The organism is Synechococcus sp. B60.1 (assembly GCF_047462555.1).
Lineage (GTDB): Bacteria > Cyanobacteriota > Cyanobacteriia > Thermostichales > Thermostichaceae > Thermostichus.
This window is the reverse complement of record NZ_JANSJN010000042.1, coordinates 1-9,050: the sequence shown is the minus strand read 5'-3', so window position 1 is coordinate 9,050 and position 9,050 is coordinate 1. Positions and strand designations below refer to the sequence as shown.

9 protein-coding genes are annotated in these 9,050 nt (G+C 59.3%); 4 read left to right on the top strand and 5 right to left on the bottom strand.

What is annotated here, in order from left to right:
- The 4 genes from NW863_RS06385 to NW863_RS06370 all read right to left on the bottom strand — a co-directional run.
- On the bottom strand, positions 1–1,019 hold a 1,019-nt coding region (locus tag NW863_RS06385; protein WP_414365330.1), incomplete at its 3' end, for a hypothetical protein.
- 182 nt (positions 1,020–1,201) lie between these two features.
- A complete protein-coding gene (locus tag NW863_RS06380; RefSeq protein WP_414365328.1) occupies positions 1,202–1,723 on the bottom strand; it encodes a hypothetical protein in 522 nt (173 codons plus the stop codon).
- Between the two features lie 12 nt (positions 1,724–1,735).
- Positions 1,736–2,290, bottom strand: a complete 555-nt coding sequence (locus NW863_RS06375) for a phycobiliprotein lyase (protein WP_414365326.1) — start codon at positions 2,288–2,290, stop codon at positions 1,736–1,738.
- 105 nt (positions 2,291–2,395) lie between these two features.
- Positions 2,396–3,709 carry a S41 family peptidase gene (locus NW863_RS06370; protein ID WP_414365324.1) on the bottom strand — a complete coding sequence of 438 codons (1,314 nt, stop codon included), beginning with the start codon at positions 3,707–3,709 and terminating at the stop codon, positions 2,396–2,398.
- 207 nt (positions 3,710–3,916) lie between these two features.
- Between NW863_RS06370 and petB the strand changes: the two genes are divergently transcribed.
- The 3 genes from petB to leuB all read left to right on the top strand — a co-directional run bounded on the left by petB (position 3,917) and on the right by leuB (position 6,464).
- Positions 3,917–4,564 (top strand): cytochrome b6, encoded by a 648-nt coding sequence (gene petB / locus NW863_RS06365; protein WP_011430625.1) that lies wholly within the window; start codon positions 3,917–3,919, stop codon positions 4,562–4,564.
- Between the two features lie 67 nt (positions 4,565–4,631).
- On the top strand, positions 4,632–5,144 hold the full coding sequence (petD, locus tag NW863_RS06360) for a cytochrome b6-f complex subunit IV (RefSeq protein WP_414365321.1): 513 nt from the start codon (positions 4,632–4,634) through the stop codon (positions 5,142–5,144).
- 174 nt (positions 5,145–5,318) lie between these two features.
- Positions 5,319–6,464, top strand: coding sequence for a 3-isopropylmalate dehydrogenase (gene leuB / locus NW863_RS06355; protein ID WP_414365319.1), 1,146 nt, complete (start codon positions 5,319–5,321; stop codon positions 6,462–6,464).
- A gap of 125 nt (positions 6,465–6,589) precedes the next feature.
- On the opposite strand, the gene ntcA is transcribed toward leuB, so the two are convergent.
- Entirely contained in the window at positions 6,590–7,264 is a 675-nt protein-coding gene (ntcA, locus tag NW863_RS06350; RefSeq protein WP_414365317.1) for a global nitrogen regulator NtcA, read from the bottom strand.
- Positions 7,265–7,503: 239 nt separating this feature from the next.
- On the opposite strand from ntcA, the gene NW863_RS06345 reads away from it, so the two are divergent.
- A partial coding sequence (locus tag NW863_RS06345; protein ID WP_414365315.1) for a M61 family metallopeptidase occupies positions 7,504–9,050 on the top strand: 1,547 nt, incomplete at its 3' end.

Below are 9,050 nucleotides of genomic sequence, written 5' to 3'. Positions count from 1 at the left end.
AACAGCGTGCCATAGAGGAAGAGGAATCCAATCAGCGGGTAGATAAACGCCAGAAAGGCGTTGCTCCCGGCGGCGGCCACCTCCTCCCGCGCCCCATAGAGAATGGCTGCCAGGAAGAAATTGAGCACCCCTAGGCCAGCAGCCAGGGTCAGTTGCTCAGGGGTGGCGCGGCTAAACACCCAGGGTTTTTCCTGCAACATCCCAGGAAGCTGCTGTTGGGGGCTTTCTGTGGCCGTTACCTGCAGCTCTGGGAAACGATAGACGATATCACCGTCCTCGCTTACCTCCGGCTGGCCGTCGAACTTGAGCAGAATCGGCAGCATGTAGTCTTCATACTCCAGGGCCGGGGATCCCGGCTCCACGTCCAGGTAGGGCAGCACCTGCTCGGCGGCGATCACCCCCCCGTTGGCGCGGATGAGCTGGCCAATCAAGGCATAGCGCTCCTCTTCCAGGTTGGCGTTGGGATCCCCGTCCCCAAACAGGAAGCTGTACACCGCCTCCAAAAAGTTCATCTCCGATTTTTCCCGGCGGGGTTGCGCCCGACCGGAATAGCCCCCGTAGTAGGGGTAGGGACTCCAGAAGGGGTTGCCCACCCAGAGGTCGGGAAAATAGAAGAAGACCCCCCCTCCCCGCGAGCGGCTGCGGTTGTCCTCCTCACGGCTGCTGGCCATCTGCAGAGCCATCAACGCCAGGGTGATGAGGATAATCGACACCACCAACAGGATGCCAAAGGAGATGCGTAGGCCGTAGAGAAACCCCCCCCACAGCTTGCGTCGCAGAACCGCCAGCCGATCCTGCTGCTCCTTGCGCTTGAGAATGTCGCGAAAGTCGGGCGGGAAAACGTAGGCGATCTCCCCCTGCCGCGAAACCTGGAGATGCCCCCCAGCCTTTTGGGCTAACTGCAGCAACTCCTGTTTGGCCTCCTCTAGGGCCAGGCCTGTGCTGGAGGCAATGTCTCCCAGAGTGACCCGCAGGCCCAACTGCTCTACCGCATCCATGACCAATGTTTGTGTAGCCACTCTCAACCTCCGCTGGTTACCTACTGTTGCCCGGGATCCGACTGGGACGCTCGCCCAGCATCTGCAGCCAAGGGTTACAGCCATCCCTATTCCCAGTATCTCTCTTCAACTCAGGGGCGACGAGGGCGGCTGTTGCTGCTTTTGGGTCAGGCGGCCTGTCTCTGCACCAACCCAGGGCTGGGCTAGGGCAGCCAGGCCATCGCCACCAGCAGAGCGAAGAGGATCCCGATCAACACCCACGTCAGCCGTTGGGTATTCAAGGGGGGAGCAGCCTCGCTGCGGCTGGGATCAGCGACTTTCGGCAGGGAAGCTGGACGGCGGAGGCGCTCATAGACCAGACGGCGTTCCCCCGGCTTGGCCTCTTCCAGGTGGCTGAGATCTGGGATTTCGAGCAACCACTCTGCTGGTCGCCGCAGACGAGGTGCCTGCCAGATGCCCAACACGTAGCGGGCCTGTTGAGCGACCTCCGGATCCGGGTTGCCCAGCAAGGTTTGCACCAAGCGGATCGCCTCCTGGCTCTCTCCAAGGGCCTCCTGGGCCAAGGCCTGCCAGAGCCGCAGCTTGCCCGCTTGCGGGTAGCGGCTTTGGGCCTGTTTCACCTGTTCCAGAGCCTGGCGGTATTGTCCCCGCTCAAAGCTGGCCTGAATCCGGGCCAAATGCTGGGGCAGGCGCAAGTCTTCGGGAGGGATCAACTCCGGCTCCACCGATAAACCCCCCTAGGTGAGCTTTTGCTCCACCCCAAACCCCACCAGCAGCAGCTCCTCTAGGGGCTGACCGTGAGGGGGGCGTTGGTAGGTGAGGATCTGCCGCAGGCGCAGGCGCGGGTTGAGCAGGGTGATGGTATCCACAGCAACGACGCGGGTGTAGGTGGTGGTCATCACCAGTTGCAGGGATTGCGGATCAAAGCGGAAGTCGGCCACCATGGGCCGCTCCTCTTCATAGGCGCGATCGCGCAGATAGTCACCTTCAAGACCACGGGCGCTCTCTCGCCGGGGCACAAACAGCATGTTCAGCTCTTGCCCCACCTCCTCTCCCTTTTCAGAGACAGTCTCAAAGGCAAGGTGGAAGCCCAAGAAGCCGTCGACGCCGTGGTTGGGGTAGTTGTTGTCCCTCAGCACCTTCTCCTTAAGCTCAGGGGTGAGGGTGCGAATGGTGAACTCCGTGCGGGAGCGCTCCACCTCCCCGCGATCCAAGTAGTGGTAGGTGCGCTCGGTGTGCCAGGCGCCAATGCAACAGTTAAAGAAGTAGTGAAATTGCTGGAGGGCGTTCATGCCAGAGCGACTGACAGCTCAACCCAATCCTAAAACGAATTGCAGACAAATAGGCCCGCCCATCCCCGCCGGAGATGATAGACCCCCCTGCCCCCCTTCCTCACCTCAGGTATTGGCTGCCGCTGGGATCCCCTGGGCCACGGCCAAAGTTGACCCCAACACCTCCAAAGCCCGCTGCAACTGCCCATCCTCAGGGCCGCCCAGGGTTTCTGCCGTTAGGGGAAGAGGGCCCTCGGCCACCATCACATCCGGCTGGATCCCTTGGCGGTGAATGTCGTGGCCGTTGGGGGTGAGGTATTTGGCAGTGGTCACGGCCAGCCCGGAGCCGTCCGCCAGCTCCAGCAGGGATTGGATCAGCCCCTTGCCGAAGGTGCGCGTTCCCACCAGTTGTGCCCGCCCGCTGTCCTGCAACGCCCCCGCCAAGACTTCGCTGGCACTGGCACTGCCCTGGTTTACTAAGACAACCAAGGGGGCTGCTGTGAGAACTTCGCCGGTGGCGGGAATGCTGTCCTGAATGCCATAGCGATCCGTCACCCGCACGATGTCGCCTTTGGGGATCCAGAAGCGGGCGATCTCAATGGCCGCCTGCAATAGCCCTCCGGGGTTGTTGCGCAGATCGAGGATGTAGCCCTGCACTCCTCGCGCTTCTGCGGCCTGGATGGCCTGACGCACTTGAGCGGCGGCATTGCCGTTAAACTGGCTGAGGCGGATGTAGGCTACCTCCCCCTGGGGCAGCTTGAAAAAACCGGTGCGCACCGGGTTGATCAGGATGGACTGGCGCACCAGCTCCACCTCCCAAATGCGCTCCTGCCGCTTCAGCCGCAGACTGACCGGAGTGCCACTGGGACCCCGCATCCGTTCGGCCACCTCGTCCAGGCTCAGGCCTGCTACTGGCACCTGATCCACCGCCAGGATCTCATCCTGAGGTTGGATCCCCGCCCGCTCGGCAGGAGTCCCCTCCATTGGGGCAATGACCCGCACCGCTCCCTGCTCGTCGATGGCAATCTGGAGGCCGACACCGCTCAGCTCCCCAGCCGTAGAAGTCTGCAGGCTGAGGTAGTGCTCCCGATCCAAAAAGCGCGTGTAGGGATCCCCCAGCGTTGCCAGCATCTCCTCAATGGCCCGGTAGGTCTCTTGCCGATCCTGGAGGGGCCGAGAGAGAAAGCGCTGCCGCACCTGCCACCAGTTCTGCCCGTTGAACTCCGGATCCACATAGGCCCGATCCACATAGGCCCAAGCCTGGGCCAGCAGTTGCTGCTCTTCCCCCCAGCGGCTGGCCTGCACCTGACAGGCGCCAAGGCTCAGGCCCGCCCAGAGCAGGCACCCCAACAACAAGACTCGGACAGCCTGGCGTAACGCCCATCCGATCCCCAACCCTCTCCAACTGCTTTCCCCAGATCTCGGCTTCTGCGCAATCATCGGAGGATCTTGACTAAGGAAGAAGTTAAGAAATACTAAGAAGCGTGAACAAGATGAGACATCAGCAGGCGTTTGGGCTGCTGGGATAGGGATCCCTGTGTCAAAGCTGAGCCCGACTTCATGATCGTGTTAACGAGTTATGTTACAGTGCTGTGTGGAGTGGGCCCGTCCCCCCCTGGATATCCAACTCTAAAAATTGCAGGCATCATGAGCAAAGTTTACGACTGGCTAGACGAGCGGCTGGAGATCACGCCTTTCGTCGATGACGCAACCGGAAAATTTATTCCGCCCCACGTTAACATCTTCTACTGCCTCGGCGGCATCACGCTGGTGTGCTTCCTCATTCAGTTTGCCACCGGCTTTGCCATGACGTTTTACTACCGTCCGACGGTGGCCGAGGCTTTTGAATCGGTCAACTACATCATGACCCAGGTCAACTTTGGCTGGCTGCTGCGCTCCATCCACCGCTGGAGTGCTTCTATGATGGTGTTGATGATGATTCTACACACCTTCCGGGTTTACCTAACCGGTGGGTTTAAGAAGCCGCGCGAGCTGACCTGGGTAACCGGTGTAATCTTGGCAGTACTGACAGTTTCCTTTGGGGTTACGGGTTACTCCCTGCCTTGGGATCAAGTGGGCTACTGGGCGGTCAAGATCGTCTCCGGCGTGCCCAGTGCCATTCCGGTGGTGGGTGATGCCCTAGTCCAGCTTATCCGGGGCGGCGAGGCCGTTGGCCAAGCCACCCTCACCCGTTTCTACAGCCTGCACACCTTTGTGTTGCCTTGGCTGACAGCGGTCTTCATGACTATGCACTTTCTGATGATCCGCCGCCAGGGCATTTCTGGACCCTTGTGATCCCAGGCCGGTTCGATCCCCAAGTTCCTCTTGCTAAGCCTTTTTACCCCAGACAAGGAGAACGGCTATGCCTGTCTCGAAGCAAGTAATAGCAACTGAGGTCATTACACGCAAAGTTGACCTGGACAACCCCAAAGTTTTGGCCAAGCTGAAGAAAAACATGGGCCACATGACCTACGGTGAGCCCGCTTGGCCCAACGACTTGCTCTTTATGTTCCCGGTGGTGATCCTAGGCACCATCGGCGTGATTGTCGGCCTGGCGGTCATGGATCCGGCGGGGGTGGGCGAGCCGGCGGATCCTTTTGCCACGCCGCTGGAAATTCTGCCAGAGTGGTATCTCTACCCCGCGTTTCACATTTTGCGCATTGCTCCCAACAAGCTGCTGGGCATTGCCCTGATGTCGGCCATTCCGGTCGGCCTTCTGTTTGTGCCCTTCATCGAAAACGTCAACAAGTTCCAGAATCCGCTGCGCCGCCCCGTAGCAACGACGGTGTTTTTGATCGGCACCCTGGTCACCCTCTATTTGGGCATCGGCGCCACCTTGCCTCTGGATAAGTGGGTCACCCTGGGCCTGTTCTAGAGAGCGGAATATCTTTTCTAGTTTTTGTGGGTTGATAGCTCTAAGTGCAGCAGGCTGATGGCCGAGCTGCACTTTTTTATTGAGATTCGGAGAACTTTCCTGGGGGACTTTTCGGCAAACCTGTGGGCAAAGGGATGGTAATATCGCTACGCACTTCTCTTACCGTGACCGCCCATGAGCGTTCCTTCCTCTGCTGCTCGAACCTATCGGATTACTGCCCTGGCCGGAGATGGCATCGGCCCTGAAATCATGCAGGTGGGGCGGGCGGTTTTGGATGCAGTGGCCGCTCAGATGGGGTTTTCCCTCCAGTGGCAGGAGGGCCTAATTGGTGGAGCAGCCTACGAAGCCACTGGGGATCCCTTGCCCCCAGAGACCTTGAAAATGGCCCAGGAGAGCGATGCTGTTTACTTGGCGGCGGTTGGCGACTTTAAGTACGACACCCTGCCGCGGGAGAAGCGTCCTGAGCGGGCTTTGTTGGGCTTGCGGGCTGGCTTGGGGCTGTTTGCCAACTTGCGCCCGGTGAAGATCTTTCCGCAACTGGTGGAGGCCTCTTCCCTCAAGCCAGAGGTGATCGCCGGGATCGACCTGGTGGTGGTGCGCGAGCTCACCGGCGGCATCTACTTCGGCCAACCCAAAGGGATCTTCACAGATGCCACGGGATCCCGGCGGGGTGTAAACACCATGGCCTACAGCGAGGCCGAGGTGGATCGCATTGCCCGCGTGGCCTTTGAACTGGCTCGCAAGCGACGGCGCAAGCTCTGCTCAGTGGATAAGGCCAATGTCCTGGAAGTGTCGCAACTGTGGCGGGAGCGGGTTACCGCCATTGCGGCTGAGTACCCCGACGTGGAGCTTTCCCACCTGTACGTCGATAACGCTGCCATGCAGTTGGTGCGCTGGCCGAAGCAGTTTGACGTCATTCTCACGGAGAACCTCTTCGGGGATATTCTTTCCGATGAGGCAGCGATGCTGACTGGATCCATCGGCATGTTGCCCTCTGCCTCTTTGGGATCCTCTGGCCCTGGGGTATACGAACCAGTACACGGGTCAGCCCCCGATATTGCCGGACAAGACAAGGCCAACCCTCTTGCCCAGGTGCTCTCTGGGGCAATGCTGCTACGCTACTCTTTGGATCAGCCCCAAGCTGCCGACCGCATCGAGCAGGCTGTCGAGGCAGTTTTGGCCCAGGGCTACCGTACCGCCGACATCTACTCGGAGGGGATGACCCTCGTAGGCTGCCGCGAGATGGGAGAAAAGATCTTGGCTGCTCTGGCCCAGCAGCAAGCCTCCCCCCAAGGATCGCCCTCAGCCGCCGGCGGTTGAGTGGGGGTTCCCTTGCTGGCGCGGCTACCCCTCTCCCAGAGGGAGGGATTGTCCCGACGAACGGTGGCACTGCTATTACTCTTTATTGGAAATTCTTGGAAACGTCCGCGGGCCAGCTTCTTCCCTTAGGCAAAGCGATGGCCAAGCTGCATCGGGTCGTGGACGGTGATCTTTTTCTTGTGGATGGAAATGTAGTTCTTCTTGCGCAGCTCCCCCAACAGACGCGTGATGGTGACACGGGTTGAGCCAATCGCTTCCGCAATAGCCTGGTGAGAGAGCTTGAGATCGATGGTGACTCCATTGGGGCCGGGCACCCCGAAGTCGCGGCAGAGGATCAGTAGAAAGCTGACCAGGCGGGATCCCATGTCGCGGTGAGCCAGTGTTTCAATCATCATCTCTGTCTGCAGGATGCGAGAAGCCAAGCTCTTGAGCAGCAGCATGGCCAGCTCAGCGTTCTCCCGCAGCGATTTTTCCACCTGTTCGATGGGCAGAGAGAGTAGCTCGACGCGGGTAAAGGCCACCGCGTGATAGAAGCGGTCGGAGCGCTGCCCCGTGATGAAGGAGAGCACCCCAAAAATGCTGTTTTCCCGCAGGAGAGCAACGGTAATTTCTTCCCCCATTTCGTAGACCCGTGAGAGCTTGACAGCTCCTTTCACCAAAAAGTAAACCCGCTCCGCCGGATCTCCAGGGAAGAAGATGGTCTTACCGCGTTCAAACGTTTCGATAACCGGAGGATGGTGAGGCCCTCCTAACTGTTTGAAGGCTGCAATCAGAGATTTTTCCGCGATGGCCACCACCATATTCGTCAACCTTTTAAAGCCAGTTTATACCTAAGATCAACCTATAAATCAGATCGGGAGATTTGGGGCGCACCGTATTCCTGTTGACTGGAAAATTACCCTAGGGGCAAGATTATCCTAAGCTAAAAGGTTCTGCCCGGATACCTTTGTAGCAGGAGCTACATTTTTAAAGTCTCGTCTCTTGTCCAGCAGCGAATCCAGGACCAGGGGCGGGGGCCGTAATCGATTGGAGGGGTTTTATGGGGATCCCGGAGGCGGCTGTGGCCACACCTTCTCAACCGAGCCGTCAGCACTTCACAGTACGGATGCCGGAGCCGGCCAATCATCTGCTGGAGGTGGAACTACTCCAAGAGGTGGATCCAGAAGCGCCTCTGCAACTGCGGCTGCCGGTGTGGACGCCGGGATCCTACCTGGTGCGGGAATATGCCCGCCATGTGCAAGAGTTTCAGGCGGCAACGGAGCAAGGGATCCCTTTGGCCTGGCGGAAGGTAGATAAGAACACTTGGGAGATCGAGCCGCCCCGCTGTTCGGCTGTGAAGGTTCGCTATCGGGTCTATGCCTATGAGCTGACGGTGCGCACCAACCATTTGGATCTCACCCACGCCTACTTCAACGGGGCGGCGCTCTTTTTCTATGTGCCCGGTCGCGAGCGGGAACCCTACACCTTGACGGTGATCCCTCCCAAGCCAGATTGGCGCATCGCCACCAGTTTGCGACCTTTGATTTCTTCTTCTGAGGATCCTGCTTCCGGCCAGTCTTTTGTGGCGGCAGACTACGACGAGCTGGTGGATAGTCCGGTAGAGGTGGGCCTGCACCAGTTGCGGTCGTTTGCAGTGGAAGGGATCCCGCATTACTTCGTGGTCTGGGGAGCAGGCACCCTGGATTTGGAGCAAGCGGTGGCCGATGCCGAGAAAATTGTCCGGGCCACTGCAGCGTTTTTTGGCGGGTTGCCCTACGACCGCTACTGGTTTATTGTGCATTTGTCGCCAGGGGGATTTGGCGGCCTAGAGCACAAGTACAGCACCACCCTTAATTATTCTGGGCTGGAGCTGCATCAGCCCCAGTCCTATCGCCGCTTTTTGGCTCTGCTGGCCCACGAGCTTTTCCATGCTTGGAACGTCAAGCGGCTGCGCCCTCTGGCTTTGGAGAAAATTAACTACAACCAAGAAAATTACGTGGACTGCCTCTGGTTTTGCGAGGGGGCAACCAGCTACTACGAAAATGTCATCTTGCTGCGGGCAGGGATCCTCAGCGCCAAAGATTTTTTGCAGATCCTGGCCGAGCAAATTGGCCGGCTGCAGCGCACTCCGGGTCGGGCCGTGCAATCGCTGCAGGAATCCAGTTTCGACGCTTGGATCAAACTCTACCGTCCCCACGAAAATAGCCTCAACAGCCAGGTTTCTTATTACCTCAAGGGCGCTTTGGTCTGCTGGCTGCTGGATCTGCACATTCGCCACCTTTCGGGGGGCCAGGGATCCCTGGACACGGCCATGCAGGATTTGTGGCAGCGCTTTGGCCGGTTTGAGAAAGGCTACACCCACCAAGACCTGCGGGAGGCCTTTGAGCGGGTAGCCGGCGCCAATCTTGGCCACTTTTTCGCTGCCTACGTGGAAGGTACAGAAGAGCTGGACTACAACGCTTACCTCCACCCTTTTGGCCTCACCCTCAAAGCCCACTTCAGCCGCCCCAACCCTTCCCCCTACCTGGGTCTCCACTTCAATGGGGAAGGCAACCGCATCAGCGCCGTCGAGATGGGATCCCCGGCCCAAAAAGCAGGCATCTGGGC

What these genes read in the sequence shown, in the direction of transcription:
- petD (WP_414365321.1), top strand. Translation starts at nt 4,632, where the DNA reads ATGCCTGTCTCGAAGCAAGTAATAGCAACTGAGGTCATTACACGCAAA.
- petB (WP_011430625.1), top strand. Translation starts at nt 3,917, where the DNA reads ATGAGCAAAGTTTACGACTGGCTAGACGAGCGGCTGGAGATCACGCCT.
- ntcA (WP_414365317.1), bottom strand. Translation starts at nt 7,264, where the DNA reads ATGGTGGTGGCCATCGCGGAAAAATCTCTGATTGCAGCCTTCAAACAG.
- NW863_RS06370 (WP_414365324.1), bottom strand. Translation starts at nt 3,709, where the DNA reads ATGATTGCGCAGAAGCCGAGATCTGGGGAAAGCAGTTGGAGAGGGTTG.
- leuB (WP_414365319.1), top strand. Translation starts at nt 5,319, where the DNA reads ATGAGCGTTCCTTCCTCTGCTGCTCGAACCTATCGGATTACTGCCCTG.
- NW863_RS06375 (WP_414365326.1), bottom strand. Translation starts at nt 2,290, where the DNA reads ATGAACGCCCTCCAGCAATTTCACTACTTCTTTAACTGTTGCATTGGC.